Genomic DNA, 26,848 nt, shown 5'->3' with positions numbered 1-26,848 from the left:
GAGATTGCGCCCCCTCTCAACCGCGCCTATCATCTCCCAAATTGGGAGGTTGCAGCGATGCGGATAATCGCCCTATCGACCTTACGAATATTCTGGGAAAGCCAACCCGCCTATATCGATGCAAAGGCACCGCTTATTGAACTGTATCGCCATATGGAAAAGGCCATTTACCCGACGCCACAAGCACTCAAGGCAGCGCTCAGGACCGCGAGCATTCTCAAAGGTGGCAGGGTTGTATTCAACGTGGGCGGCAACAAATATCGAGTGATCATGGCGATCGATTACCAGCGACAGCTTGGGTTCATACGGTTCGTAGGGACTCATGCGCAGTACGACCAGATCAACGCGGAGACCGTGTAATGAACATCAAACCCATACACTCCCAGGAAGACCTCACTGCGGCACTCGCGCGGGTGCAGCAGCTCTGGGGAGCGGACATCGGCTCGACTGAAGGCGATGAGCTGGAAATTCTTGCAGTACTCATTGAGAAGTACGAAGCCGAACATTACCCAATGCCACCCTCTGATCCGGTGGAAGCCATTAAATTTCGCATGGAGCAACTGGGCATGACTGCCCGCGACCTGGAGCCATTTATCGGCACCAGCGGACGGGTGTCAGAGGTGTTGAACCACAAGCGCAAGCTGAGCCTGTCGATGATCAAGCGGCTGCATGAAGGCTTGAGTATTCCTTATGAGCGGTTGCTTGCAGAGGGCTGACAGGAACATAGGCAGTGGCTTTACCCGCCCCATCAGCCCGGCCGAAAAAATTAAAGGCTCAACGGCCGATTCGAAGCCTTGATGAATTCCTTCTTCAAATCTTCAAACGTATGCACCGCCGGGAATTGCGGGAACTCGCGGATCACGTTCTCCGGCGCATGGAACAGAATCCCACGGTCGGCCTCGCCCAACATGGTGGTGTCGTTGTAGGAGTCGCCCGCGGCGATCACGCGGTAGTAGAGGGTCTTGAACGCCAATACCGACTGGCGCTTGGGGTCTTTCTGGCGCAGTTGGTAGCTGACCACGCGGTCGTTTTCGTCGGTGATGAGACGGTGGCACAACAAGGTCGGGAAGCCCAGCTGGCGCATCAGCGGCTGGGAGAATTCGTAGAAGGTGTCGGACAGGATCACCACTTGGAAGCGCTCGCGCAGCCAGTTGACGAACTCGATGGCACCGTCCAGCGGCTTGAGGGTGGCGATCACTTCCTGGATGTCGGCGAGCTTGAGCCCGTGTTCGTCGAGGATGCGCAGGCGCTGCTTCATCAGCACGTCGTAGTCGGGAATGTCCCGGGTGGTGGCCCGCAGGGATTCAATGCCGGTTTTTTCGGCGAAGGCGATCCAGATTTCCGGCACCAGCACCCCTTCCAGGTCGAGACAGGCAATTTCCACAAGACACTCCCATTAGATGTTGTTAGTTGAGCGAGCAAAAGGACTGCCGAACTCTAGCGATTCAAGCCCGCCGCCGCAACGCAGGGCGGATTTTGATACCATCGCTCCCCTATAGAGCGCTCAGCGCCATTGACCTGTAGGAACCGTCCTGATGAACCAAGCCTTCGACGTCGTTGAACTCGCCACGACTTATGCCAACAAGTCTGCCCAGGACATTCTCAAGCTGGCGTTCAGCCAGTTCGGTGATGACCTGTGGATTTCCTTCAGCGGCGCCGAGGATGTGGTGCTGGTGGACATGGCCTGGAAGCTGAACAAGAACGTCAAGGTGTTCAGCCTCGACACCGGTCGCCTGCACCCGGAGACCTACCGGTTTATCGAACAGGTGCGCGACTTCTACAAGATCGACATTGAACTGATCTCGCCGGACCAGAGCAAGCTGGAACCCTTTGTCAAGGAGAAAGGCCTGTTCAGCTTCTACAAGGACGGCCATGGTGAATGCTGCGGCGTGCGCAAGATCGAGCCGCTGCGCCGCAAGCTTTCCGGCGTCAGCGCCTGGGCCACCGGCCAACGCCGCGACCAGAGCCCAGGTACCCGCAGCCAGGTGGCGGCGCTGGAAATCGACACGGCCTTCTCCACCCCGGAACGTACCCTGTACAAGTTCAACCCGCTGGCGCAGATGACCAGCGAGGAGATCTGGGGTTACATCCGCATGCTGGAGCTGCCATACAACAGCCTGCATGAGCGCGGCTTTATCAGCATCGGCTGTGAGCCGTGCACCCGGCCTGTGCTGCCGAACCAGCACGAGCGCGAAGGGCGCTGGTGGTGGGAGGAAGCCACGCAGAAGGAATGCGGGCTGCATGCCGGGAATATCATCAGCAAGGCTTGAAGTTGATGCTGTAAAAAATGTGGGAGGGGGCTTGCCCCCGATAGCGGTGGGTCAGCCAGTTCAATAGTTGCTGACACACTGCAATCGGGGGCAAGCCCCCTCCCACATTTTGTCTTGTGCTGAATGTTAGAGATGTACACATAGATGTAACCATCGGTGCCATTTATGTGTGCAATTTCTCTTCAGCCGCACCATAACGTAACACCTCTCCCCTCCCGTCGATTGACCTGGCGAATCACAGGCTGACAGCGCAAAAATAAATAGCTGTTCAATCGGTCAATTTATATTTCTTCAAATTCAGCCAGTTATTTAACTAACCTATAAAAACGAAATTACCCAGAACTTTCATAGATCCAAAGCTGGCACGCATGTGGCTTAAGGTGAAATACGCTTTGTATACAATAAATACAAAACCTACATACACTTTGCCATCTGCAGCGCCCCGGCAGATGTGCTGGAGCCTGCCGGAATGCGTACAAGCCTCTCGAACAACATCGCACTGGATCTGCCCTCCTCCGCCCTGAACCCGGACGCCGCGAGCCCCGGCCCCCTGGTGCTCAGCCCGCGCCTGCACAACAAGGACCTGGCGCCCACCAAGATCGAAGGCCGACGCTGGGGGCGCTACAGCATCTTCGCGCTGTGGACCAATGACGTGCACAACATCGCCAACTATTCGTTCGCCATCGGTCTCTACGCGCTGGGCCTGGGCGGCTGGCAGATCCTGTTGTCCCTGGGCATCGGCGCGGCGCTGGTGTACTTCTTCATGAACCTGTCGGGGTATATGGGCCAGAAGACCGGCGTGCCGTTTCCGGTGATCAGCCGCATCAGCTTCGGCATTCACGGTGCGCAGATCCCGGCGTTGATCCGCGCCGTGATCGCGATTGCCTGGTTTGGTATACAGACGTACCTGGCGTCGGTGGTGTTCCGCGTACTGCTGACGGCGATTCATCCGGGCTTTGCCGACTATGACCACAACTCGATCCTGGGATTATCGACTCTGGGTTGGGCCTGTTTCGTGGCGATCTGGTTCGTGCAACTGGTGATCCTGGCTTATGGCATGGAGATGGTGCGCCGCTATGAAGGCTTCGCCGGACCGGTGATTCTGCTGACGGTGGCGGCGCTGGCCGGTTGGATGTACTTCCAGGCCGGCGGCAACATTGCCTGGTCGATCCGCGAACCGCTGAGCGGCGGCGAGATGTGGCGCAATATCTTTGCCGGTGGCGCGTTGTGGCTGGCGATCTATGGCACGCTGATCCTCAACTTCTGCGACTTCGCGCGCTCTTCGCCGTGCCGCAAGACCATCCTCGTCGGCAACTTCTGGGGCCTGCCGGTGAATATCCTGGTGTTTGCCGCCATCACTGTGCTGCTGTGCGGCGGGCAATTCCAACTCAATGGCCGAGTGATCGAAAGCCCGACTGAAATCATTGCAGCCATCCCCAATACCTTCTTTCTCGTGCTGGGCTGCCTGGCGTTCCTGATCGTCACCGTGGCGGTGAACATCATGGCCAACTTCGTCGCGCCGGCTTTTGTGCTGAGCAACCTGGCGCCCAAGTACCTGAACTTCCGCCGCGCCGGCTTGATCAGCGCCACCGTGGCCGTACTGATCCTGCCATGGAACCTCTACAACAGCCCGTTGGTGATCGTGTATTTCCTCTCCGGCCTGGGCGCGCTGCTGGGGCCGCTGTACGGGGTGATCATGGTCGATTACTGGCTGATTCGTAAAAGCCAGGTGGACGTGCCGCAGCTGTATAGCGAAAACCCGAATGGCGTTTATTACTACAGCCGTGGGGTGAATATGCGTGCCGTGGCGGCGTTTATTCCTGCAGCCGTGATCGCCATCCTGCTGGCGCTGTTGCCCGGATTTGCCAGCGTCTCACCGTTTTCCTGGTTGTTTGGCGCCGGTATTGCAGGGTTGCTGTACCTGCTGATCGCCAAGCGCCAGCCGTTCTACGCCGATGTCAGCGGCGAAAGCATTGCCGTCGATAACGTCAGTCACTGAGTAAGGACATTCCATGCGTATCCTTGTGGTCAACGTCAACACCACCGAATCCATCACTGAAACCATCGCTCAGCAGGCGCGGTCCGTGGCCTCGCCGGGCACCGAGATTGTCGGGCTCACGCCCTACTTCGGCGCGGAGTCGGTGGAGGGCAACTTTGAAAGCTACCTGGCCGCCATCGCCGTGATGGACCGGGTGATGGCCTACGACCAACCGTTCGATGCGGTGATCCAGGCCGGCTACGGCGAGCACGGCCGGGAAGGCTTGCAGGAATTGCTGAATGTGCCGGTGGTGGACATCACCGAAGCAGCAGCCAGCACCGCAATGTTCCTGGGCCACGCCTACTCCGTGGTGACCACCCTGGACCGCACCGTGCCGCTGATCGAAGACCGCCTGAAACTCGCCGGCCTGTACCAGCGCTGCGCCTCGGTGCGCGCCAGCGGCATGGCAGTGCTGGAACTGGAAGAAGACCCGCTGGCCGCCATGGAAGCCATCGTGCGCCAGGCGGAACTGGCCATCCGCGAGGACAAGGCCGAAGTGATCTGCCTGGGTTGCGGCGGCATGGCCGGGCTGGATGAGCAGATTCGTCAGCGCACCGGGGTGCCGGTGGTGGATGGGGTGACGGCGGCGGTGACCATTGCCGAATCCCTGGTGCGGCTGGGGTTGTCGACGTCGAAGATCCGCACTTACGCGACGCCACGCCCGAAGCAGGTGATTGGCTGGCCGACTCGGTTCGGCCGCTGACCGGCACCTGCTTTCAGATTGCGCTGAACCTCTGGCCCAGCTTCTTCTCGGCAAACTGCTCGATGATGAAATCCACAAACGCCCGGGTCTTGCCGGGCAGCAGTTTGTGCTCGGCGTAGTAGATGGAAATATTGCCGTCGTCGACACACCAGCCGGGCAACACGCGCACCACCGCGCCACTGTCGAGGAACGGCACGGCCATGGGCATGCTCACCAGCGCAATCCCCAGGCCCTGGGCGCTGGCACAGCAGGCGGCTTCGGAGTCGCTCATGGTCATGCCGGGCTTGAGCACCAGCGGGCGGTGTTCACGTTCGACACTGGTCAACTGCCAGGACCGGATACGCCCGGTTTGCGGCGAGCGGATCAGAATGCCCTTGCAGCGCGACAAGTCTTCGGGCTCGCGCACCGGCGGGCGCTGCGCCAGGTAACCCGGCGAGGCCACCAGCACCCGATGCGCCGGCGCCAGCTTGCGCGCCACCACCCCTTGGGGCAGCTCAAAACCGCCACCTATAGCGGCATCGAAGCCCTGGCCGATCAGGTCCACCTGGCGGTTATCGAAATGCCAGTCCGGGCTGATATCCGGAAAGCGCGCCATGAACGCCCCCAGCAACGGCACCACGTAGCGATTGCCAAACACCGTGCCCATGCTGACCTTGAGCGTGCCCACCGGCCGGCCTTCGGCGCTGGCCAGGTTAGCCACAGCATTCTGGATGGTGGTGAGGCTGCCACTGACTTCGGCCAGGAACAACTTGCCGGCTTCGGTCAGGGCCAGACGCCGGGTGCTGCGCTGGAACAGCCGCACGCCGAGGCGCACCTCCAGCTTGGCGACGCTTTTGCCGACCGCCGCCGGGGTCAGGCTCAGGTGCCGGGCGGCCTCGGCAAAGCTGCCACCTTCAGCGCTGCGCACGAAGCATTCGATACTGCCAAAGCTTTCCATGTCGCCCCACTCTAAACTTTTGGTTTACACAGACTATAGCAATCACGGTCTACCGGCAGCGGCGAGCGAGGTCGATACTCGGCTCCAACAACAGGGCATTGCGCCTTGAATGACCAGGAGATCGACATGACCACACACAACCTCAGCGGCAAAGTCGCCTTGATCCAAGGCGGTTCCCGCGGCATCGGCGCCGCCATCGTCAAGCGCCTGGCCGCCCAGGGTGCAGCCGTTGCCTTTACCTACGTCAGCTCGGCCGCCAAGGCTGAAGCCCTGCAGCACAGCGTGATCAGCGAAGGCGGCAAAGCCCTGGCGATTCACGCCGACAGCGCCGATGCCACTGCGATCCGCAACGCGGTCAACGCCACCGTGGAAGCCTTTGGCCGCCTGGACATCCTGGTGAATAACGCCGGCGTGCTGGCCATCGCACCGCTGGAAGACTTCAAGCTGGAAGACTTCGACCAGACCCTGGCGATCAACGTACGCAGCGTGTTTATCGCCACCCAGGAAGCCGCCAGGCATATGGGTGAAGGTGGCCGGGTGATCAACATCGGCAGCACCAATGCCGAACGCATGCCGTTTGGCGGTGGTGGCCCGTACGCAATGAGCAAGGCGGCGCTGGTCGGTTTGACCAAGGGCCTGGCGCGGGATCTTGGGCCGCGTGGCATCACGATCAATAACGTGCAGCCTGGGCCGGTGGACACCGATATGAACCCGGCAAACAGTGATTTTGCCGAGAGCCTGATCGGGTTGATGGCGGTGGGACGTTACGGGCATGTGGAAGAGATTGCCAGTTTTGTGGCGTATCTGGCCGGGCCGGAAGCGGGGTATATCACCGGTGCCAGCCTGACTATCGATGGTGGGTTCAGCGCATAACCCAATGTGGGAGCGGCTTGCCCCCTCCCACAGGTTGACCTTGTTGGTTCAGGAGATGGGCGGCAGGCCATAGGCCGCCAGGTCGAAATCCGCAAGCTTGCGGATGATCTGGTCGGCATGCTGGTACTTGCTGTCGGCCATGGCCTCATCGGGCACGGCGATGGCGGTCATATGGGCGGCCTTCGCCGCCGTCACACCAAACGGCGAGTCTTCGAACACCAGGCAATCCTCGGGCGCAACGCCCAGGCGGCGCGCAGCAGTAAGGAAGATGTCCGGCGCAGGCTTGGCGGCGCCGACTTCCGGGTCGTCAGCGGTGACGATGGTGTCGAACAAACCAAACCACTCGCGGTGCAGGGTAGTCTTGTGGCCAAACGAATTGCGCGACGAACTGGTGCCCACGCCAATCGGTATGTTGTGCGCCTTCAAGTGCCGCACCAGCGCCTCCGCGCCGGGCATGCCCAAGGCCTTGGGAAAGCGCTCGCTCATCAGCGGCTCGCGAATTTCGAGGAATTCAGCCGGGGTAATCGGCAGGTCCAGCGCCTTGACCACATAGTCGGCCAAATCCTGGGCGCCGCGCCCGATGATGTGCTGCTTGATGCCCCAGTCGTAGGTTCGTCCGTAGCGTTCAGCGATGATCTGCGTGACTTCGGTGTAGATGCCTTCCGTATCCAGCAATAACCCGTCCATATCGAAAATCACGGCCTTGATCGGACCGACTGCGGTACGCGGTGCATTCATCACTACAAACCCTGGAGGAAGGACTAAATGGATTCAGCACAATAACGGCCTGGGTTGCCTGCAAGCAACCTTCGCGGCCAGGTATTGAGTCGGCACACGCCTGCAATCTGTGTGCGATCAGTGATTCATACCGCGCAACAGTTTTACCCGCTTGCGTGCCATGCGGCCGTCTAGGGTTTGTAGGAACAGAGCGTTCGGCCGATAGCTCTCCTCTGAAAAATACCCCTTGCAAACCTTATAAAAGACTTATTAACTTCTGATGAACTCAATCCACTGGACCCGAAAAGCCGTCAAGCAATTGCTTCGATTGCATTCGTATCATCAGCAACAAGTGCGTGATGCCGTCTTCGTACTTGAACGCATGCCCGACGCAGTCAACGTCAAGGCGTTGGTCAACCACCCCTGCGGTTACCGATTAAGGGTCGGGAGTTACCGAGTCCTTTTCGACTGGGACGGCAATATCCAGGTAGTCAGCATTCAAGAGGTCAAGAAACGTGACGAGCGAACCTACTGCCATACAGATCATCCACAATACGGAGGGCAAGCCAGCGTTCGTGGTGATCCCTTATGAACACTATCTGGCCCGGCAGAACGATCCAAACCTCATCCCCCACGCGGTCGTCAGCCGCCTGGTAGATGGAGCCACTCCGATCCGAGCCTGGCGCGAACACCTGAACCTGACCCAGGAAGAAGTCGCCCTACGCCTGGGGATTTCCCAATCCGCATTTGCCCAGCAAGAGGCGGTGAACAAACCTCGCCGGACGACGCGGGAAAAGATTGCCAAGGCATTTGGCATTAACGCCGCTCAGCTCGAGCTATAAGGTCAACCGGGACAGTCCGCGCCTTCCAGCCACTTAAAAGCGAAACCCTATGCTCTATCGTCTAGCCGCAGACAGCCTCGTGCTGTTCCACCTGTGTTTCATCCTGTTCGTACTGTTTGGTGGGCTGCTGGCCCTGAAATGGCGCCCGGTTATCTGGCTGCACCTGCCCGCCGCCGCATGGGGCGTGGCGGTCGAAGTGTTCCACCTGCCCTGCCCGCTGACCCGCTGGGAAAACCTGTTTCGCCACCTCGCCGGGCAGGACGGTTATGGCGGTGGGTTTATCGAGCATTACATCGTTACGCTGATCTACCCGGCCGGGCTGACGCCACAGATCCAACTGGGCCTGGGCGGGTTGGTGCTGGCGATCAATATCGCGGTGTATGTACGCTTGATCAGGCGTTACGTACAGGCTTGAGACAGCTTCTCTGGTGAAGAATCAGACTCCCTCAGTCCCTTCACCGGCGCGCCCCCATGTCCGAAGCCTTCGAAGTCCCCAGCCCCCACGAAAAACACCTCGAACACACCACCGAACATGCCCACGCCCGTGGTGACAGTTTCGCCAGCCGCATCGCCGTCATGACCGCGCTGATGGCCACCCTCGGCGCCATGCTCAGCTACCAGGCCGGCTCCACCGAGAGTGAGGCGGCGATGGACAAGAACAACGCGGCCATCATCAAGACCGACGCCGCCAACCAATGGAACTACTACCAGGCCAAGTCCAGCCGACAGAACCTGGCGGAACTCGCGACCCATATTCCCGGTGTGGATGCCGCCCATTACAAGGATGAGATCGAGCGCTACAAAAGCCAGAAGGAAGAGGTACGCAAGCAAGCGGAAAAACTGGAAGCGACCTCAAAGGAATGGGATGAAAAATCCGAGCAGGCCCTGCACCAGCATCATCGTTGGGCCCAGGCGATGACCGCGATTCAGATCGCGATTTCGCTGGCGGCGATTACGTTGTTGACGAGAAGGGAATGGTTGAAGCGCATGTCCTATGCGGCGGCGGGTGTCGCGGTGGTGCTAGGTAGCCTGGCCTGGCTGCATATCTAGCAATTTTACTTGGGCGCGTTGCACTCATCGCTATATAGTAAATGGCATAACGCTACCCAAGGAGAGACCGGTGTCCGCACAACCCAAAGAAGCCGTGGGCGCCGCCTACAGCATTGAATCCATGCGCTATGCCCAGGCCATGACCTGGCAAGCCATCGACCACCTCGCCCAGCGCATCCGCCCCGGCATGCTGGAATCCGAAGCACGCGAATTGGGCAAGCACGTGCTTGCCGAACTCGACATGCAACGCATCTGGCACCCGCTGCTGGTGCGCTTCGGCGCCAACACCCTGAAGACCTTCAAACAACGCTCCGATGGCGACCCGGTGCTGGGCGACAACGACATTTTCTTCATCGACATGGGCGCCGTGTGGCAAGGCCACGAAGGTGACGCCGGCGCGACCTTCGCCACCGGCAACGACGCGGACATGATCGCCTGCGCCAACGCCGCCAAGGAACTGTTCGACCGCGTGCAAGCGCGCTGGATAGACGACCGGGGCGCCGGCCTGGAGCTTTACCGCTACGCCGAAGAACAAGCCCAGGCCATGGGCTGGCAACTGAACCTGGACATCAAGGGCCATCGCGTCAGCGACTTCCCCCACGCCATCCATCGTGGCGGCGACCTGGGTGACTTCGAGCACTACCCGAATGCAGGGCTGTGGATCCTGGAAATCCAGATCGCCCACCCGACCAAGCCCTACGGCGCCTTCTATGAAGACTTACTCGCCTGACCGTTAAAGGAACAGAAATGGAACGCTCCACTGAACACTCTGTGCTGTTGTTTTCCTACGGCACATTGCAGGACAAAACCGTGCAACTGGCCAACTTCGGGCGGGAACTGGCAGGCCGACACGATGCAATGCTGGGCTACGCACAAAGCTGGGTAGAAATCACCGACCCGCAGGTACTGGCCAGCAGTGGCAAGACCCATCACCCGATTGTGCAACCTACCACCGAGGCGGGGGCGCGTATTGAGGGGATGGTGTTTCAGATTTCCGAGCAGGAACTGGCGGCGGCGGATGCGTATGAAGTGGCGGACTACAAGCGCATGGCTGTGACGTTGGCGTCCGGGCTGACGGCGTGGGTGTATGTGCAAGCCTGAAGATGACGTTGCCCAAATCGCCCAAGCTTTAACCTGAGCCCGCGACGTATCATGGGCCAACCTTTCGAGGATGGCCCATGAACCTCAGTATCTTCTACGCACTCGCCGCCGCCGCCCTGTTCGGCGCCAGCACCCCGCTCGCCAAACACCTCGGCCTGGGCCTCTCGCCCGTGCTGCTCGCCGGCCTGCTCTATCTTGGCAGTGGCGTCGGCCTCGCTGGTGTGCGCGTGATTCGTGATCGCGGCTGGAAACCCTCCGGGCTAACCCCTTCGGAATGGCCCTGGCTGCTCGGCGCCATCGCATTCGGCGGCATCCTCGGGCCCGTCGCGTTGATGTTCGGCCTGACCCGCACCGCCGGCGCCACCGCCTCCCTGATGCTCAACCTGGAATCGGTGCTGACCGCCGTTATCGCCTGGGTCGTGTTCAGGGAAAACGCCGACCGTCGCATCGTCCTGGGGATGATCGCCATCGTGCTGGGCGGCGTGGTGTTGTCAGGGGCCGACGGCGGTGGCACCAGCCATGACTGGACGGGGCCGCTGGCGGTTGCCGTGGCGTGCCTGTGCTGGGGGATCGATAACAACCTGACGCGCAAAGTGTCTGCGTCGGACGCGCTGTTTATCGCCGGGGCCAAGGGGTTGATCGCGGGGCTGGTGAATGGCGGGTTGGCGCTTTATCTCGGGGCGCGGATCCCGGGCATGGCGCAGCTGGCGCCTATCTTGCTGGTGGGTTTTCTGGGCTATGGCATCAGCCTGGTGATGTTCGTGCTGGCGTTGCGCGGACTGGGCAGTGCACGCACGGGGGCGTATTTTTCGACTGCGCCGTTCCTGGGGGCCGCGATTGCGCTGCTGTTGTTGGGTGAGTCAGTGACGCTGGCGTTCTGGATTGCCTCAGCGCTGATGGCCGTGGGGGTTTGGCTGCACCTGACGGAGCGGCATGCCCATGAACATCAGCATGACGCGACGGAACACGGGCATCGGCATGTGCATGATGAACACCATCAGCATGAGCACGGGTTTGCGTGGGATCCGGCGGAACCCCATAGCCATGTGCATGTGCACAGTCCGCTGAGGCACAGCCATGCGCATTTTCCGGATGTGCATCATCGGCATCGGCATTGAGGGAGCCCCCACTACCTCTTCGACGTAGCGCTGTCGCGCAGCAAACGGGGACCTTTGTGGCGAGCGGGCTTGTCGAAGCGTCGCACCGCCCGCGTTGGGGTGCGAAGCGCCCCTGATGAAGACGAATGAGGTCTATCAGGCACTCCTCTGCGCCTGGTTTTGGGGCTGCTGCGCAGCCCAACGCGGGGCAAGCCCGCTCGCCACAGGAATGCGGTCGCCTGAAATTGCTTATGCAAGGCTCAAGACTTTAGGATGAAATATTAAATCTTAAAAATCAGTAAGCTATTTTAAGTTTGGTAAGCGATGTATTGCACAGCAGCAATAGATTTGAGCAACTTCCTACAAAGCCCTCAGAAGCGCCACTCCTGCTCTTTTTGTCGACACCACCGCGCCTCTGCAGATACTGCTCGATGCCGCGACATATCGACTTCACGCCGTCACCCAAGTCCTGGAGAACCTCGTACTACACAGTGAAATCAGCTGCGATGCCGTTGTTCTGAGCGATTTTGCATTGCTCTGCTCAATCCCTCTACGAGACGGATGCGATTTGCTGGATGTCATAGGGCGACGGATGGATGTGGCGGGCGCGTGATTTAATCCTCACAGACTTTTTCAGAATCCGAAAATTACAAAACCCTGGTTTCTTTCGAAATCAGGGGTTTTGTTTAAAAATCAAATAAATCTTTCCGCTTTTCCTTGTAAAACCAGAGTGCCGGGAGCCGGTAGGCCACTCTAGGGGGGATTGGTTTCCGGAGCCCGAAAAAAGGCCCCCGCACCAGGTCAAAGTGTGGGGACCCTTTTTACATAAGCGGCGTTATTCGTAATGCGTCCAGATGAATTTTTGAAAGCCAGCTATCGACCCATAGCAGTCATCTGAACCGCATTGATCGACAGAAATGTCCACCGCCAATCCTAAAATCGTGAAGGTAGCTCATTTCCGGTCTTGATATTCGAAAAGACCTCATCTGGATCTGCCTGACACCAATATCTGAACAGAAGGCGAGGTTCGGTATTTCCGAAATACTGATCAACGGTGCTGTCGGGCGGCACGGTCAATTTAGGTGCTGGCCATTGCTGCGCTAAAACACCTATTGGTTTGTCAGACGACCAAATAATCCAAGTAGCCTTGCCTCCATTGATACCCGGTAAGTAGCCGGCATCTTGTATCACTTCGATTAAGGCGCGCAGCGTTGCTGATGGATCGAGTGTGATCGACGTCGCATGGCTTCCCAGATCATCTCCTGCATGAACGCTATCTCGATCAATGGCAACTTCCAACGTGACTACTCCTTTTTTACCGCTGTGCTGTCACTAGATCGTCCAGCGTAGAGACATCAACAGCTACCTGTCCACAGCCTGCTTTTGGCCGCAAGCTGACGTTGATCATACCGTGCAAAAGCAGGAAAAAGTGGACGTTAGGCACGAGCCTGTTGAAACTGACGTCGAATTGACCCAGAGGCCTATGCCACACTGCCCCATCCCGTCAGTAAATATCTAGTGCTGGTAATAGTTCACAGGGTAGGATCCTGGATCAGTAAAGTTTCTGTAACAGGGCCAATCCAGCACTGGCGATAATAATCTCAGGCGATATACACGTTTTACCAGAGGTGAAGTAATGCCGTTAGATAAAGATTGGCAGCCAAGTTTTGGGACTATCTTCACGTGGTTCGCCATGGATCGACATGGGCGTATAGCTGTAATGGTGAATAACTGTTTCGGCCCTATCCCTTCGAGCTTGTTGGCTATTCCAGAGCTAGAGAAAAAACTCGACAGTATAAATGAGTTTATGTGGGAAGAGTCGCGTGAGTTTCAAAGTTATCCAAAAAACAAGGAAGGTCAAACTCTTTTAGATATATATAGGTTTCGCAGGGAGCTCAAACCCTCGTCGCGCGGCGAAATGGAACGCATAGTCTTAGAGAGTTCGAACTTTTATCAAGAGCTCACGGAGTATTCAATTCCATCAATAAAAGGCTTCTATGTTTATCACGCGCTAGAAGATTACGTGTCCAGCGAAGACAATCCGATTGGTTATGAGGGCGACGCGGGAATTGGAGACTACTTTCGATATTTGATTCCAACGGCATGCGCTAGCATCGAAGACTTCCCTGAAGAATTAAGGTCACTAATCGCCGTATCCGACACATTAGATTTCACAGTTGACCGAGCCATATTTAGTATGTCAATCAATCAGAGTTTTAAGCGATCTTTTAATCAACAGACGTGAAAGATTAGCAGTTTTTAAAAAGTATTCGTTTCATCGGCTACGCAGTGAAGCGCTCTGGATTTGTAGACAAACGGAGTGTCAGTTATTGGCCGATTGCTGCCTGCGAGGTGATATTCCCTAGGCCTACCGCAGGCATATTATCGCGTCGGTAATCGCTTTTGCATTTGTGTCCAGAGTTGCCGTGGCCATGATTGCGTTATCTGCAGCACTCACTACGCCATTCTCTGGAAGCCACTTAGTGGTCTCTTCAATCGCCGCACCCAAGGCATGCTGAATGTGCAGGAGCAACGTCAAAGCGTCTGCTGCAGCGATATTGCAACCTGAGTTATCTGGCAGTCGTCCTTGATGAGAGTTGCGGAAATCCTAATTCACGCGGGCTAGAACAGTTTTCTGGTCCAAGTGTTGGCTTTTGAGCCCATCATACTTCTTCCGCTAATTTTCACACCAGAACAGGGCGCCAGTCCCATGGCGGTCCCATGAGGGCATTTTTCGGACGCAAAAAACCACAAACCCCCGACTTTCTCTAGGAAAATCAGGGGTTCGCGTTTTCAAAATGTGGCGGTGAAGGAGAGATTCGAACTCTCGATACAATTTCTTGTATACACACTTTCCAGGCGTGCTCCTTAAGCCACTCGGACACTTCACCGTATCTCGTCAAACCAGTTCAGTCTGTCGAGGCGCGCTAATGTAGTCGAAAGCCTTTCTGATGGCAAAGGTTTTTTTCAGAATTTTCATGCGGTTAGATGGGTATGCCGGGATGTGCCCGGCTAGGGGTGGTGATTCTGCCATTCTTGGGCATGGGCGTCCTGTGTCTGGGGCCAGTGTTGCGCCCTGCTCCAGGCCTTCCGGCGTTCTCCCTGCGGGGAAAGTCTGACTGGGCAGTCAGTCACGGCGCTTTACCGGGGCGGGCGTGGTGGGTAACGTCTGCGCATGCGCCTTTATAAACAGCCTCTCTATAACAAATCCTACAAGGAACCGCGTCATGAGTGAGTTGATTGCTTACCACCTCGAAGACGGTATCGCGACCCTGACCCTGAGCAACGGCAAGGTGAATGCCATTTCTCCGGATGTGGTCAGTGCGTTCAATGCAGCGCTGGACCAGGCCGAGAAAGATCGGGCGGTGGTGATCATCACCGGCACGCCGGGGATCCTGTCGGGTGGGTATGACTTGAAGGTGATGACAGCCGGCCCCAAAGAAGCCATCGGCCTGGTGACGTCGGGCTCGACATTGGCACGTCGCCTTTTGTCCCACCCGTTTCCGGTGATTGTGGCGTGCCCTGGGCATGCGGTGGCCAAGGGTGCTTTCCTGTTGTTGTCGGCAGATTATCGGATCGGGGTGGAAGGCCCGTTCAGCATTGGCCTGAATGAGGTGGCGATCGGCATGACCATGCACCACGCCGGTATCGAGCTGGCGCGGGACCGTCTGCGTAAATCGGCGTTTCATCGCTCGGTGATCAATGCCGAGATGTTTGACCCGCAAGGCGCGTTGCAGGCCGGTTTCCTCGACAAGGTGGTGGCACCTGAAGAGCTGCAGGCGGCGGCGCTGGAAGCGGCACGTCAGTTGAAGAAGCTGAATATGAATGCCCATAAGCACACCAAGCTGAAGGTGCGTAAGGCGTTGCTGGAGGCGTTGGATGAGGCAATCATCCAGGATCAGGGGCATATCCTGAGTTAATACCTACAACCGGAACATCGAAGCCCGACCTTGCGTCGGGCTTTTTCGTACAAATGAATCCGAAACATCTTTAGCCGCTCTAGCCTGCCTATATCGGCACATGATGAAACATGTGCTTAAACATCGCCCATCTCCTACCTCTTTACGGGTAATTGCCGAATTCAGTGCACATCCGTACACTGCGCCACCTTTTATCCCGATGGGCCGTGTCGATGCTTTTTCTGTTACGCATGTTATTGATGGGCCTGCACTTTATGGTGGCCGGTGTACTGGGCGTGCTGCTCGGGGCCTGCCGGCCATTCCACCCGGACAACAGTCGCTTGTGTGCGCGCCTGTATGCGCTGCCGGCCATGTGGATCCTGCGCCTGAAGGTGAAGACCGATGTCGACTCCCTGCGCAACAAGCCTGGTACGTGTGTGATCATCGCCAACCACCAGTCCAACTATGACCTGTTTGTGCTGGGCACCGTGGTGCCCCATCGCACCGTGTGTATCGCCAAAAAGAGCCTGAAATGGGTACCGCTGTTCGGCCAGTTGTTCTGGCTGGCGGGCAATGTGCTGATCGACCGCGGCAATGCGCACAAGGCACGTCGCGCGATGCTCACCACCACTCATACGTTGCAGCATCAGGACACCTCGATCTGGGTGTTTCCGGAGGGCACGCGCAATCTGGGCAAAGGCTTGTTGCCGTTCAAGAAAGGCGCGTTTCATATGGCCATCGCCGCTGGCGTGCCCATCGTGCCGGTGTGTGTCAGCAATTACGTCACCCATATGAAGCTCAATCGCTGGAACAGCGGTGATGTGCTCATACGCTCGTTGCCGCCGATTCCTACTGTGGGCCTGACTTCGGATGACATCCCGCAGTTGATGCAGACCTGTCAGGCGCAGATGGATGAGTGCATTACAGCGATGGATCGCGAAGTGCAACCTGCCTGAACACCTTCCGGGGGGCCTGGCCTCCCCACGCAAACAAGCTTGCTCGTCACAAAAAGCGAGCACCTGCAGACGCCGCAACGGAACGTCATTCAAGCTAAGCTGCCCAACACCTGTCCTCCTAATAAGAAGTGATCAGCACCATGGGTAGAGTTGTTGCGGCCGCCGTGTACAGCGCCGGAAAGAAAGTCACGGATATCACCCTAGACGAAGGCGCGGCCTGGGCCGCCAAACCCGGGCATTTTGTGTGGATCGGCCTGGAAGAGCCCAACGCCCAGGAGTTGGCCAACCTGCAACGCCAGTTCAACCTGCATGAACTGGCCATCGAAGATGCCCTGGAAAAACACAGCCGCCCCAAGCTGGAAACCTTCGGCGACGCACTGTTTATCGTCACCTATTCACCGGTGCGCGAGAACGGCAAGCTGGAGTTTATCGAGACCCATATCTTCGCCGGCAACGGCTACATCATCACCGCGCGTAACGGCCATTCGGCGTCCTACGGCTTTGTTCGGCAACGCTGTGAGGCGCGGCCGTTATTGCTGGAGCATGGGGAAGATTTCGTACTCTACGCCCTGCTGGATTTTGTCACCGAGAACTACCAGCCGGTCAGCGAGGCGATCCACGCCGAGATCGATGAACTGGAGCACAACGTGCTGTGCAGCTCGCTGAGCGAGCGCGATATCCAGAAGATCCATGGCCTGCGCCGCGACGTGCTGCGACTCAAGCGCTATGTGGCGCCGATGGTGGAGATCAGCCAGGAACTGCAGAAGCTGAGCTTTCCGTTTATCGACAAGAACATGCGCCCGTATTTCCGTGACGTGCAGATCCACGTCACGCGGCAGATGGAAGACCTCACCACCCTGCGCGATATCGCCAGCCAGACCATCGAGATCGGTGTATTGCTTGAGGCCTCGCGCCAGAGCGTGGTGCAGCGCAAGTTTGCCGCGTGGGCGGCGATCCTGGCGTTCCCCACCGCGGTGGCGGGGATTTATGGGATGAACTTCCAGAACATGCCCGAGCTGCAATGGCACTACGGCTATTTTGCGGTGCTCGGGTTTATTGCGTTCGGTTGCACCGGCTTGTGGGCCAGTTTCAAGCGCTCGGGCTGGCTTTAAACCCGGGCCTCAGGCTTGTGCGCCACGAAGCGCATCATCCATTCCGCCACGGTCACGCCGTGGTGGTCGCGCGCCAGGCTGGCCACGCCGTTTGTGTAGACTTTTTCACCCAGGGTTGTCTGAAGAATCTCCAGCAACTCGCGGGAATAATCATGGATAAATTCCGGGTGCCCCTGGAAGCACAGCACCTGGTCGCCGATGTGATAGGCGGCGAACGGGCAAAACTCGCTGGAGGCGATGACCGTGGCATTGTCCGGCAAGGTGGTGACCTGGTCCTGGTGGCTGATCAATAGCGTCAACTCTGGCACTTCAGGGCTCATCCACGGCGCCTTGGTATCCAGTTTGTAATCGTGAATGCCCATGCCCCAGCCCTGCCCCGCGCGCTCGGCCTTGCCGCCCAGCAGCAGCGCGAGCAATTGATGGCCGAAGCAGATGCCCAGCAACTTGTCGCCGCGCTCATAGCGTTCGAGCAGGTAGGTCTTGAGGGTCTGGATCCAGGGGTCGGTGCCGAAGGAATCGGCCTTGCTGCCGGTCACCAGGTAGGCGTCGAACACTTCGTCGTCCGACGGGTATTCGCCCTGCACCACGTTGTACACAACGAATTCGGCGGCAATCGGCTGCTTGGAGAACAGGCGCTTGAACATCTGCCCGTAGCCTTGGTATTGATCGATCAAGCCTGGACGCAGGATATCGGTTTCCAGGATACAGACGCGTAGCGACATAAAAAATACCTGACACGGTGATGGGAATAATGCACACCCCAGAGCCTGCCTTGAAATACCCTGACAAGGCAAGCCCTGTGCATGCCCAAAACCGTCAGAAGGTCGTGTTCTGCGCAGCTTTGTCGAGCAACAACGCCGGCGGCGAGAACCGCTCCCCATACTGTTCCTCCAGGTAGCGGGCACGGGCGATAAAGTCATTGAGGCCGTACTGGTTGATAAACTGCAACGCGCCACCACTCCAGGCGGCAAAACCGATCCCGAAGATCGACCCCACGTTGGCATCCGCGGTGGACATCAACACGCCCTCCTCTACGCAGCGCACGGTCTCGATGGCCTGGATAAACAGCAAACGGTCGCGCACATCCTGTGCTGAAATGCGCTGGTCGGCTCGCTCAAAGCGCGCTTTCAATTCAGGCCACAAATGCTTCTGCCCGCCCGCCGGGTACTCGTAGAAACCGCCTCCCGCCGCCTTGCCCGCGCGTTTGTACTCGTTCACCAACAGATCAATTACCACCGTCGCCGGATGGCGTGGGACTGTTTTACCTTCCGCCTGCAGATCCTTGGCAGCCTGCTGTCGGATATGACTCATCAGGCTGAGGGACACTTCATCGGACACCGCCAGCGGCCCCACCGGCATACCCGCCTTGCGCGCCTCGGTCTCGATCATCGGCGCAGCCACGCCTTCGCCGAGCATGGCGATGCCTTCATGGGTGAAGGTGCCGAACACCCGCGAGGTGAAGAACCCGCGACTGTCGTTGACCACGATCGGAGTTTTCTTGATTTGCAGGACGAAATCGAACCCTCGGGCCAGGGTTTCGTCCGAAGTGCGGGCGCCCTTGATGATTTCCACCAGGGGCATCTTGTCCACCGGGCTGAAGAAATGCAGGCCGATGAACTTGCCTTGATCCGGCACCGCCGTGGCCAGGCCGCTGATGGGCAAGGTAGACGTGTTGGAGGCGATCACCGCGTCGGCGCCGACCACATTGTGTGCGGCAGCCGAGACCTTGGCCTTGAGTTCACGGTCTTCGAACACGGCCTCGATGATCAGGTCACAGCCGGCCAGATCAGCATCCGAAGCCGTAGGATGAATCCGCGCGAGGGTGGTTTCGCGCTGCTCGGCGGTCAATTGCCCACGGCTGACCTTCTTGTCCAACAGCGCCGTCGAATGCGCCTTGCCCTTCTCGGCGGCCGCCTGGTTGATGTCCTTGAGCACCACATCGATACCGGCGCAGGCGCTGACATAGGCGATGCCTGCGCCCATCATCCCGGCACCGAGTACCCCGACCTTACGCGTCACGTAAGGCGCAAAGCCCTGAGGCCGCGAGCTGCCGGCGTTGATTTCATTGAGTTGGAACCAGAAGGTGCCCATCATGTTTTTCGCCACCTGCCCGGTGACCAATTCGGTGAAGTAGCGGGTTTCAATCACATGTGCGGTATCGAAATCCACCTGCGCGCCTTCCACGGCGGCGCAGAGGATTTTCTCCGGGGCCGGGAAGCAGCCGTTGGTTTTGCTGCGCAAAATCGATGGTGCAATGGCGAGCATTTGCGCCACTTTCGGGTGAGACGGCGTACCACCGGGAATCTGATAGGCCTTGTTGTCCCACGGCTGACTGGCCTGCGGATTGGCGAGAATCCATGCGCGGGATTTGGCCAGCAGCTCAGTGCGATCCGCCGCCAGCTCATCGACCCACCCGGCTTGCAGCGCTTGCTGGGGCCGGACTTTCTTGCCTTCGAGCAAATACGGCAAGGCCTTTTCCAGCCCCAGCATGCGCACCATCCTCACCACGCCACCGCCGCCTGGCAGCAGGCCAAGGGTGACCTCCGGCAAACCGAGTTGCACCGACTTGTCATCCAGCACGACGCGGTAGTGACACGCCAGGCAGATCTCCCAACCGCCGCCGAGGGCTGCGCCATTGATGGCGGCCACCACCGGCCTGCCGAGGGTTTCCAGGCTGCGCAGCTGCGCCTTCAACACCAGGACGCTGGCGTAGAAATCCTTGGCGTGGGCCTTGTCGACCTTGATCAGTTCATTGAGGTCGCCGCCGGCGAAAAAGGTCTTCTTCGCCGAGGTGATAACCACACCGGCAATGTCGTCCTTTTCCGCTTGCAGGCGTGCGACGGTGGCCGCCATTGCCTCACGGTACGCGGCGTTCATGGTGTTGGCGCTCTGGCCGGGCATGTCGAGGGTCAGCACCACGATCTGGTCCTGGCCTTTTTCGTAACGAATGGCAGCGGTCATGACAAATTCCTTGGGCTCAGAGGCGTTCGATAATGGTGGCGATGCCCATGCCGCCGCCGACACACAGGGTGGCCAGGCCGTAGCGCTGCTGGCGCACCTCCAGTTCGTCGAGCAGGGTGCCGAGGATCGCGCAACCCGTGGCGCCCAGCGGGTGGCCCATGGCGATGGAGCCGCCGTTGACGTTGACGCGCGCGGCGTCGATGCCCATGTCCTTGATGAACTTGAGCACCACCGAGGCAAAGGCCTCGTTGACCTCGAACAGGTCGATGTCTTCTACGCGCAAACCGGCCTTGGCCAGCGCTTTACGGGTGGCCGGCGCCGGGCCTGTGAGCATGATGGTCGGGTCGGTGCTAGTGACGGCCGTGGCGACGATGCGTGCCCGCGGTTGCAGGCCCAGCTCGCGGCTCTTCGCTTCGGAGCCGATCAACATCAATGCGGCGCCGTCGACGATGCCCGAGCTATTGCCCGGTGTGTGTACATGGTGGATGCGTTCTACATGGCTGTAGACCCGCAACGCGGTGGCGTCGAAGCCCATCTGCCCCATCATTTCGAAGCTGGGCTTGAGCTTGCCCAGGCCTTCGAGGGTGGAATCGGCGCGAATGAATTCATCATGGTCCAGCAGCACAATGCCGTTCTGGTCCTGCACCGCGATCAACGACTTGTTGAAGGAACCGTCTGCACGCGCCCTGGCGGCTTTCTGCTGGGACTGCAGGGCAAAGGTATCGACATCCTCGCGGGTGAAACCTTCCAGGGTGGCGATCAGGTCGGCGCCAATGCCCTGGGGCGTGAAGTGGCTGTGCATGTTGGTCTGCGGGTCGAGCACCCAGGCCCCGCCATCGCTGCCCATGGGCACGCGGGACATGGACTCCACGCCGCCGACCACCACCAGGTCCTCAAAGCCGGAACGCACTTTCATCGCGCCGAGGTTAACCGCCTCCAGGCCCGAGGCGCAGAAGCGGTTGATCTGTACACCGGCGACGCTGACGGCCCAGTCCGCCACCAGCGCGGCGGTCTTGGCGATGTCGGCGCCCTGGTCGCCCACCGGGGTAACGCAGCCGAGCACGATGTCATCCACCTGCTGGGTGTCGAGGTCGTTGCGTTGTGCCAGCGCGGTGAGCAGGCCGGCCACCAGGTTTACCGGCTTGACGCTGTGCAGGGCGCCGTCGGCCTTGCCTTTGCCGCGGGGCGTGCGTATCGCATCAAAGATCAAAGCTTGGGTCATGACGTCCTCGAACCATTGCGCAGTAATGCCCTTACCTTAGGCCCGATTGACACGGTTTCAATGACGGATGCGCTCATTGCTTTTGACCGCCACGCTCGGACGAACGGTAGGCACCTAAGGTAATTGCTGGATTAATCGTTTTAGCTGTCTAGCCAAGGCATTGGCGCCAAGATGGCGTTATGCCTCATGCCTTTTTAAGCTGAAATGCTGATCAGGTGATATGAAATGGGTCTAAGCCGCGCAGAACGAGGGCTCTAAGGTTCAATCAGTAAGAAGTTGCTGCCGGGTTTTGCTGGAGCAGCTGTAAGAAAAGCGACACGTCACATTGCGATACTCATATTCAACGGCACGCATTTGACGCTCAGGAATAACAACAAAAGGCAGTCAGCCATGTTCAAACATTCGAAAGTACGTCAGGCGGGACTTATTCTGTTCGCCACCACATTGATTCTGATCTTGCCCAACTTGACCAAGGTCATTGGGTGACCTCTTCTTGAGCCTGTTCTTTCCTCAGGATTACCGCTTTTGGCAGCACCTGCCGGGACTTCGTGCATAGCGATCCTGTTGCAGGGGCTGCCTTTTTACCTGCACTTTTCCGCTATCGTGGGCCCTATCGCCACTTAACACGGGGCCGCCGTCTTGAAACCGATCTTCGCATTCCTTGCCTTGTTCCTCGCCCTGCCCGCTTCGGCGGCGCAATTGACCGTCGAGCTGGATCACAGCCGCAAGACCTGGCAGACCGCCGACCTGCTCAAGCATCCGGACGCGCAGACAGTGCAGGTCGTCGATGACGTTTCCTACAAGCGCAACATGACCTATCGCGCAGTACCGCTGGCAGTGCTCCTGCCGGGCCTACAGCCCGATAATCATCTGCAAGCCGTTGCCCTGGATGGCTTCGCCGCCGAACTGACGGCTGCACCGTTGCTGCAAAAAAACGGCGCCCGCGCCTGGCTGGCCGTGGAAGACCCGGTCCACCCATGGCCCCCGTTGGCAGACGGCAAGCCGAGTGCCGGGCCGTTCTACCTGGTGTGGACCGATCCGCAGGCCGGGCATATCAGCCCGGAGCAGTGGCCGTTCCAGATCTCCGCGATCAAGCAGTTGAAGACGGTGGCCGAACGTTTTCCGGCGCTGTTGCCCGACCCGAAGTTGGCTGCGAATGATCCGGTCAACCAGGGCTTTGCGCTGTTCCAGAAGAACTGCCTGGCCTGTCACCGCCTCAATGGCGCCGGCGATGCACAGGTGGGGCCGGACCTGAATGTTCCCTACAACCCTACGGAATATTTCAGCGGCGACTTCCTCAAGCGCTATATCCGCGACCCGCAGAGCCTGAGGCACTGGCCGCAGGCGAAGATGCCAGCGTTCGCCGCCAGGGTGTTGCCTGACAGCGAGCTGGAATTGCTGGTGGGGTACTTGAAGCATATGGCGGGGCGTAAACAACACCCCTGATCCCAGCCTGATCTCGGTGGCGAGCGGGTTATTGCTGCTGGACCAGGACCACCGGCGTCGGCGCCACGAATACCTTGGCATGCATCTGCTCATGCCCACCGCCACGGCGCATGCCGCGCACCGGGCAAGCGTCGAGGTAGTCCAGGCCCACGGCCAGTTTCAAATGCCGCTCCGGCCGGGCCAGTTGGTTGGTCACGTCAAAGCTGTACCAGGCGTCATCCAGCCAGGCTTCGGCCCAGGCGTGGCTGGCCAGGTGAGTACTGTCTTCCGTGTACAAATACCCCGACACATACCGCGCAGGAATGCCCAGGCTGCGCGCGCAGGCCAGGAACGCATGGGTATGGTCCTGGCACACCCCCGCCCGCCCTGCGAAGGCCTGGGCGGCGCAGGTGTCGACTTCGGTGGCGCCGGGCGTGTAGACCATCGACTGGTTGAGGGCGTGCATCAGGTCGATCAACGCGGTGCGATCACGACGCTGGTGGCAATGCTGCTGCGCAAAAGCGCGCAGGGCGTCGTCGGGCTCGGTCAGGCGGGTGCAGCGCAGGAACGGAAAGGCTGACTGGCTCTCGTGTTCAGCCTCACGCAGCTCATCGATATCCACCTGGCCACGGGCGCCAATGATGATGGCGTCGTGGGGTTCGTCCAGGGTCAGCACGTGCAGGATGTTGCCGAACGGGTCGATCTGCGCGCGCACCGGGCGAGGCAGGTCCAGTTGCCAACTGAGCACGTGCTGGCGCTCGCTGTCGTGGGGCGTGAGGCGCAGGTACTGGATGCTGGCGCGTACCTGGTCTTCGTAGTGGTAGGTGGTTTCGTGACTGATGGAGAGTCTCATGCGGCCTCCAGGTAGGAACTGTAGATGGCGTCGCCCAACTGGCGGACCAAGGGGATAAAGTCGGTCAGCCAGGCGTGCAGGCCTTCCTCGAGGATTTCATCGATCGCGGTAAACCGCAGCCGCGCATCCATCTCGGCCGCCAGGCGCTGGGCCGGACGCCCGTTGATGCCGGGCAGGCTGGCGAGGATCTGGTCGATCTCTTCGCTGCAGGCCCGCAGGGAGCGCGGTACATCGGCGCGCAACAGCAACAGCTCCGCGACTTGCCGGGCCCCTGGGGCGTCGCGGTAGATCTCGGTGTAGGCCTCGAACGACGATAACGCGCGCAGCAAGGCACTCCATTGATAGTAGGCGTGGGCGGTGCCATCGGTAACGGCTTCGGCCTGGTCACCGGCCATTTCATAGCGCGCATCCAGCAGGCGCAGGGTGTTGTCGGCGCGCTCGATAAACGTACCCAGCCGAATAAAACGGAAGGCGTCATTGCGCATGATGGTGCCGTAGGTCGCCCCCCGGAACAGATGGGAACGCTCCTTGACCCACTCGCAGAAGCGGCTCATGCCGTAGCGGCTGAGGCCCTGCTGTGAGATTTCGCGAATCTCCAGCCAGGTGGCGTTGATGTTTTCCCACATGTCGGCAGTAATTCGCCCACGCACAGCATGGGCGCTGGCCCGCGCGGCACCGAGACAACTGTAGATGCTGGCCGGGTTGGCCGCATCCAGTGCGAAGAAATGCAGCAGGCGTTCGGCGTGCAATTCGCCGTGGCGCTCGCGGTAATCATCCAGCGTGCCGGTGATCAACAGCGGCATGGCCAGTTCATGCAGGCCATCACCGCGCCCATCCTGGGGCATCAGCGACAGCGAATAACTGACATCGAGCATGCGCGCGAGGTTTTCCGCGCGTTCCAGGTAGCGCGACATCCAGTACAAATCCGAGGCAGTTCTACTCAACATGGCATCAGTCCTCGACCACCCAGGTGTCTTTGGTGCCGCCGCCCTGGGACGAATTGACCACCAGCGACCCTTCACGCAGCGCGACACGGGTCAAACCGCCGGGTACCACACGGGTTTCCTTGCCGGACAACACGAACGGGCGCAGGTCGATATGGCGCGGCGCAATGCCGTTTTCGACAAAGGTCGGGCAGGTGGATAAACACAGGGTTGGCTGTGCGATATAGGCGTGGGGCTTGGCCTTGATACGCGCGCGGAAGGCTTCGATTTCCGCGGCCGTGGACGCTGGGCCCACCAGCATGCCGTAGCCGCCGGAGCCCTGGGTTTCCTTCACCACCAGGTCCGGCAGGTTGGCCAGCACGTGGGACAATTCGTCGGGCTTACGGCACTGGAAGGTGGGAACGTTCTGCAGGATCGGTTCTTCGTCCAGGTAAAAACGGATCATCTCGGTGACGAAGGGGTACACCGACTTGTCATCCGCCACCCCGGTGCCGATGGCATTGGCCAGCACCACATTGCCCGAGCGATACGCCGCCAGCAGGCCGGGCACGCCGAGCATGGAGTCGGGGTTGAAGGCCAGCGGGTCGAGGAATGCGTCGTCGAGGCGACGGTAGATCACGTCCACGGCTTTGGGGCCGTCGGTGGTGCGCATGAACACACGGTCATCGCGCACGAACAGGTCGGCGCCTTCCACCAACTCCACACCCATTTCCCGGGCTAAAAATGCATGCTCGAAAAACGCGCTGTTGAAGCGCCCCGGGGTCAGCACCACGACGCTGGGATTATCCAGGGGGCTGGCGCTTTTCAGGGTATCGAGCAGCAGGTTGGGGTAATGATCGATCGGCGCGATGCGCTGGGCCGCGAACAGCTCGGGGAACAGGCGCATCATCATCTTGCGGTCTTCGAGCATGTAGCTCACGCCGCTGGGTGTACGCAGGTTGTCTTCCAGCACGTAGTAGGTGCCGTCGCCGTCGCGTACGAGGTCGACTCCGGAGATGTGGGAATACAGGTCGCGGTGCAGGTTCAGCCCCTGCATTGCCAACTGGTATTGCTCGTTGGCCAGTACCTGTTCGGCGGGAATGATCCCGGCCTTGATGATGCGTTGTTCGTGATAGAGGTCGGCGAGAAACATGTTCAGCGCCTTGACCCGCTGGATGCAGCCACGCTCGACCATCCGCCATTCGCTGGCGGGAATGCTGCGGGGGATGGTGTCGAACGGAATCAGGCGCTCGGTGCCCTGCTCGTCGCCGTAAAGCGTGAAGGTGATCCCGGCGCGGTGAAACAGCAAATCGGCTTCGCGCCGGCGCTGGGCCAGCAGTTCAGCGGGGGTGTCGGCCAACCAGCGGGCGAACTCGCGGTAGTGAGGGCGAACCTGCCCTGCCCCATCGTACATTTCGTCGTAATAAGTGCGGATCATGCCGTACTCCTTGTCACCCGGACGCAAGAACCATCGCAAGGCCCGTGCCAGCGGCATAAACACTTAAAAATCAGTGAGTTGAATATAAGCAAAGACCTGATCGCACCGTCCTGGTGCGCGGAATCCCCACTGCACTGCCGCACGCTTCATGGCAATGCAGGCTTTGGCTATCAACAGCATAGTCAGAGTTGATTTCACTGCCCGTGCCAGCCTGCGGATAATTCTCCCCATCCGCTGAACAGGACACGTCCTACAGCCTTACCCATCCCGCACTCGGTACCTTGAAGCTCGTGTACTGACCGGCTCCTTCGGTCTTCCCTTTCAGCCACCCTTTTCGGGTGGCTTTTTTTTGTGCGGGAAAGGGCAACGGTAGTTCCGGAAATTTTCACACAGCACATACAAAATCGGCCGACCCCAGGGTCAGCCGATAC

General features: G+C 59.3%; 29 protein-coding genes, 1 tRNA gene and 1 pseudogene. 19 read left to right on the top strand and 12 right to left on the bottom strand.

Annotated elements, in window-relative coordinates; translation table 11 throughout:
- Positions 1-57: 57 nt before the first annotated feature.
- Both C8K58_RS11300 and C8K58_RS11295 read left to right on the top strand, forming a co-directional pair.
- Positions 58-360 (top strand): type II toxin-antitoxin system HigB family toxin, encoded by a 303-nt coding sequence (locus C8K58_RS11300; protein ID WP_053132719.1) that lies wholly within the window; start codon positions 58-60, stop codon positions 358-360.
- On the top strand, positions 360-716 hold the full coding sequence (locus tag C8K58_RS11295) for a type II toxin-antitoxin system HigA family antitoxin (RefSeq protein WP_027603663.1): 357 nt from the start codon (positions 360-362) through the stop codon (positions 714-716). The genes C8K58_RS11300 and C8K58_RS11295 overlap by 1 nt, the downstream gene beginning before the upstream one ends.
- Positions 717-766: 50 nt before the next feature.
- Here the strand turns inward: C8K58_RS11295 and thrH are convergent, their stop codons facing one another.
- Positions 767-1,384, bottom strand: a complete 618-nt coding sequence (gene thrH, locus C8K58_RS11290; RefSeq protein WP_027603662.1) for a bifunctional phosphoserine phosphatase/homoserine phosphotransferase ThrH — start codon at positions 1,382-1,384, stop codon at positions 767-769.
- A gap of 151 nt (positions 1,385-1,535) precedes the next feature.
- On the opposite strand from thrH, the gene C8K58_RS11285 reads away from it, so the two are divergent.
- From C8K58_RS11285 to C8K58_RS11275, 3 genes are all read left to right on the top strand, one after another.
- Positions 1,536-2,270 carry a phosphoadenylyl-sulfate reductase gene (locus C8K58_RS11285; protein WP_027603661.1) on the top strand — a complete coding sequence of 245 codons (735 nt, stop codon included), beginning with the start codon at positions 1,536-1,538 and terminating at the stop codon, positions 2,268-2,270.
- Between the two features lie 469 nt (positions 2,271-2,739).
- Positions 2,740-4,269: an NCS1 family nucleobase:cation symporter-1 gene (locus tag C8K58_RS11280; RefSeq protein ID WP_027603660.1), complete on the top strand. Its 1,530-nt coding sequence runs from the start codon at positions 2,740-2,742 to the stop codon at positions 4,267-4,269.
- Positions 4,270-4,282: 13 nt separating this feature from the next.
- The gene (locus C8K58_RS11275) at positions 4,283-5,011 is read left to right on the top strand and encodes an aspartate/glutamate racemase family protein (RefSeq protein WP_027603659.1); all 729 of its coding nucleotides are present in this window, start codon (positions 4,283-4,285) and stop codon (positions 5,009-5,011) included.
- Between the two features lie 13 nt (positions 5,012-5,024).
- Here the strand turns inward: C8K58_RS11275 and C8K58_RS11270 are convergent, their stop codons facing one another.
- Positions 5,025-5,948 carry a LysR family transcriptional regulator gene (locus C8K58_RS11270; RefSeq protein ID WP_092355433.1) on the bottom strand — a complete coding sequence of 308 codons (924 nt, stop codon included), beginning with the start codon at positions 5,946-5,948 and terminating at the stop codon, positions 5,025-5,027.
- A 126-nt stretch (positions 5,949-6,074) separates the two neighbouring features.
- On the opposite strand from C8K58_RS11270, the gene C8K58_RS11265 reads away from it, so the two are divergent.
- A complete protein-coding gene (locus C8K58_RS11265; protein ID WP_027603657.1) occupies positions 6,075-6,821 on the top strand; it encodes a 3-oxoacyl-ACP reductase family protein in 747 nt (248 codons plus the stop codon).
- Between the two features lie 48 nt (positions 6,822-6,869).
- Here the strand turns inward: C8K58_RS11265 and C8K58_RS11260 are convergent, their stop codons facing one another.
- Entirely contained in the window at positions 6,870-7,559 is a 690-nt protein-coding gene (locus C8K58_RS11260) for an HAD-IA family hydrolase (RefSeq protein WP_098478907.1), read from the bottom strand.
- 259 nt (positions 7,560-7,818) lie between these two features.
- On the opposite strand from C8K58_RS11260, the pseudogene C8K58_RS11255 reads away from it, so the two are divergent.
- From C8K58_RS11255 to C8K58_RS32685, 8 genes and pseudogenes are all read left to right on the top strand, one after another.
- Positions 7,819-8,070 (top strand): annotated as a pseudogene (locus tag C8K58_RS11255) (type II toxin-antitoxin system RelE/ParE family toxin); the annotation flags it as partial.
- Positions 8,054-8,380, top strand: coding sequence for a helix-turn-helix domain-containing protein (locus C8K58_RS11250; RefSeq protein ID WP_027603655.1), 327 nt, complete (start codon positions 8,054-8,056; stop codon positions 8,378-8,380). The pseudogene C8K58_RS11255 and the gene C8K58_RS11250, both read left to right, overlap by 17 nt.
- Positions 8,381-8,429: 49 nt before the next feature.
- Positions 8,430-8,795, top strand: coding sequence for a DUF2784 domain-containing protein (locus C8K58_RS11245; protein ID WP_108573727.1), 366 nt, complete (start codon positions 8,430-8,432; stop codon positions 8,793-8,795).
- Between the two features lie 56 nt (positions 8,796-8,851).
- Positions 8,852-9,430 (top strand): DUF4337 domain-containing protein, encoded by a 579-nt coding sequence (locus tag C8K58_RS11240; RefSeq protein ID WP_027603653.1) that lies wholly within the window; start codon positions 8,852-8,854, stop codon positions 9,428-9,430.
- Positions 9,431-9,500: 70 nt separating this feature from the next.
- Positions 9,501-10,160 carry a M24 family metallopeptidase gene (locus C8K58_RS11235; RefSeq protein WP_108573726.1) on the top strand — a complete coding sequence of 220 codons (660 nt, stop codon included), beginning with the start codon at positions 9,501-9,503 and terminating at the stop codon, positions 10,158-10,160.
- Positions 10,161-10,177: 17 nt separating this feature from the next.
- A complete protein-coding gene (locus C8K58_RS11230; protein ID WP_027603651.1) occupies positions 10,178-10,531 on the top strand; it encodes a gamma-glutamylcyclotransferase family protein in 354 nt (117 codons plus the stop codon).
- Positions 10,532-10,608: 77 nt separating this feature from the next.
- On the top strand, positions 10,609-11,649 hold the full coding sequence (locus C8K58_RS11225; protein WP_027603650.1) for a DMT family transporter: 1,041 nt from the start codon (positions 10,609-10,611) through the stop codon (positions 11,647-11,649).
- Positions 11,650-12,043: 394 nt separating this feature from the next.
- Positions 12,044-12,241: a short-chain dehydrogenase gene (locus C8K58_RS32685; RefSeq protein ID WP_081744370.1), complete on the top strand. Its 198-nt coding sequence runs from the start codon at positions 12,044-12,046 to the stop codon at positions 12,239-12,241.
- Positions 12,242-12,561: 320 nt separating this feature from the next.
- On the opposite strand, the gene C8K58_RS11215 is transcribed toward C8K58_RS32685, so the two are convergent.
- Positions 12,562-12,927: a hypothetical protein gene (locus tag C8K58_RS11215; RefSeq protein WP_081744369.1), complete on the bottom strand. Its 366-nt coding sequence runs from the start codon at positions 12,925-12,927 to the stop codon at positions 12,562-12,564.
- 337 nt (positions 12,928-13,264) lie between these two features.
- On the opposite strand from C8K58_RS11215, the gene C8K58_RS11210 reads away from it, so the two are divergent.
- The gene (locus C8K58_RS11210; protein WP_027603649.1) at positions 13,265-13,873 is read left to right on the top strand and encodes a hypothetical protein; all 609 of its coding nucleotides are present in this window, start codon (positions 13,265-13,267) and stop codon (positions 13,871-13,873) included.
- Between the two features lie 123 nt (positions 13,874-13,996).
- On the opposite strand, the gene C8K58_RS32680 is transcribed toward C8K58_RS11210, so the two are convergent.
- Positions 13,997-14,209, bottom strand: coding sequence for a hypothetical protein (locus tag C8K58_RS32680; protein ID WP_081744368.1), 213 nt, complete (start codon positions 14,207-14,209; stop codon positions 13,997-13,999).
- 220 nt (positions 14,210-14,429) lie between these two features.
- Positions 14,430-14,519 (bottom strand) — tRNA-Ser (locus C8K58_RS11200).
- A 336-nt stretch (positions 14,520-14,855) separates the two neighbouring features.
- Here C8K58_RS11200 and C8K58_RS11195 point away from each other — a divergent pair.
- From C8K58_RS11195 to C8K58_RS11185, 3 genes are all read left to right on the top strand, one after another.
- On the top strand, positions 14,856-15,548 hold the full coding sequence (locus C8K58_RS11195) for a crotonase/enoyl-CoA hydratase family protein (RefSeq protein WP_027603648.1): 693 nt from the start codon (positions 14,856-14,858) through the stop codon (positions 15,546-15,548).
- Positions 15,549-15,760: 212 nt separating this feature from the next.
- Entirely contained in the window at positions 15,761-16,483 is a 723-nt protein-coding gene (locus tag C8K58_RS11190; RefSeq protein WP_108573725.1) for a 1-acyl-sn-glycerol-3-phosphate acyltransferase, read from the top strand.
- Between the two features lie 140 nt (positions 16,484-16,623).
- Positions 16,624-17,595, top strand: a complete 972-nt coding sequence (locus C8K58_RS11185; RefSeq protein WP_027603646.1) for a magnesium and cobalt transport protein CorA — start codon at positions 16,624-16,626, stop codon at positions 17,593-17,595.
- Here C8K58_RS11185 and C8K58_RS11180 read toward each other — a convergent pair.
- The 3 genes from C8K58_RS11180 to C8K58_RS11170 all read right to left on the bottom strand — a co-directional run bounded on the left by C8K58_RS11180 (position 17,592) and on the right by C8K58_RS11170 (position 21,778).
- On the bottom strand, positions 17,592-18,317 hold the full coding sequence (locus tag C8K58_RS11180; RefSeq protein ID WP_027603645.1) for an amidotransferase: 726 nt from the start codon (positions 18,315-18,317) through the stop codon (positions 17,592-17,594). The two genes, C8K58_RS11185 and C8K58_RS11180, sit on opposite strands and share 4 nt — an antisense overlap.
- A gap of 94 nt (positions 18,318-18,411) precedes the next feature.
- On the bottom strand, positions 18,412-20,556 hold the full coding sequence (locus C8K58_RS11175) for a 3-hydroxyacyl-CoA dehydrogenase NAD-binding domain-containing protein (protein ID WP_027603644.1): 2,145 nt from the start codon (positions 20,554-20,556) through the stop codon (positions 18,412-18,414).
- A gap of 16 nt (positions 20,557-20,572) precedes the next feature.
- Entirely contained in the window at positions 20,573-21,778 is a 1,206-nt protein-coding gene (locus C8K58_RS11170; RefSeq protein WP_092355451.1) for an acetyl-CoA C-acetyltransferase, read from the bottom strand.
- Between the two features lie 639 nt (positions 21,779-22,417).
- On the opposite strand from C8K58_RS11170, the gene C8K58_RS11165 reads away from it, so the two are divergent.
- Positions 22,418-23,224, top strand: a complete 807-nt coding sequence (locus C8K58_RS11165; RefSeq protein WP_092355454.1) for a cytochrome c — start codon at positions 22,418-22,420, stop codon at positions 23,222-23,224.
- Positions 23,225-23,252: 28 nt separating this feature from the next.
- Here the strand turns inward: C8K58_RS11165 and C8K58_RS11160 are convergent, their stop codons facing one another.
- From C8K58_RS11160 to C8K58_RS11150, 3 genes are read right to left on the bottom strand one after another with little or no spacing between them, the layout of a single operon-like run.
- On the bottom strand, positions 23,253-24,056 hold the full coding sequence (locus C8K58_RS11160) for a transglutaminase family protein (RefSeq protein WP_027603641.1): 804 nt from the start codon (positions 24,054-24,056) through the stop codon (positions 23,253-23,255).
- Complete coding sequence (locus C8K58_RS11155; RefSeq protein WP_027603640.1) at positions 24,053-25,003, bottom strand: alpha-E domain-containing protein; 951 nt, start codon at positions 25,001-25,003, stop codon at positions 24,053-24,055. The genes C8K58_RS11160 and C8K58_RS11155 overlap by 4 nt, the downstream gene beginning before the upstream one ends.
- A 4-nt stretch (positions 25,004-25,007) precedes the next feature.
- A complete protein-coding gene (locus C8K58_RS11150; protein WP_027603639.1) occupies positions 25,008-26,417 on the bottom strand; it encodes a circularly permuted type 2 ATP-grasp protein in 1,410 nt (469 codons plus the stop codon).
- Between the last annotated feature and the right edge of the window lie 431 nt (positions 26,418-26,848).

This window comes from Pseudomonas sp. GV047 (assembly GCF_003058245.1).
Taxonomy (GTDB): Bacteria; Pseudomonadota; Gammaproteobacteria; order Pseudomonadales; family Pseudomonadaceae; genus Aquipseudomonas; species Aquipseudomonas marginalis.
This window is presented reverse-complemented; position numbering and strand designations above follow the sequence as displayed.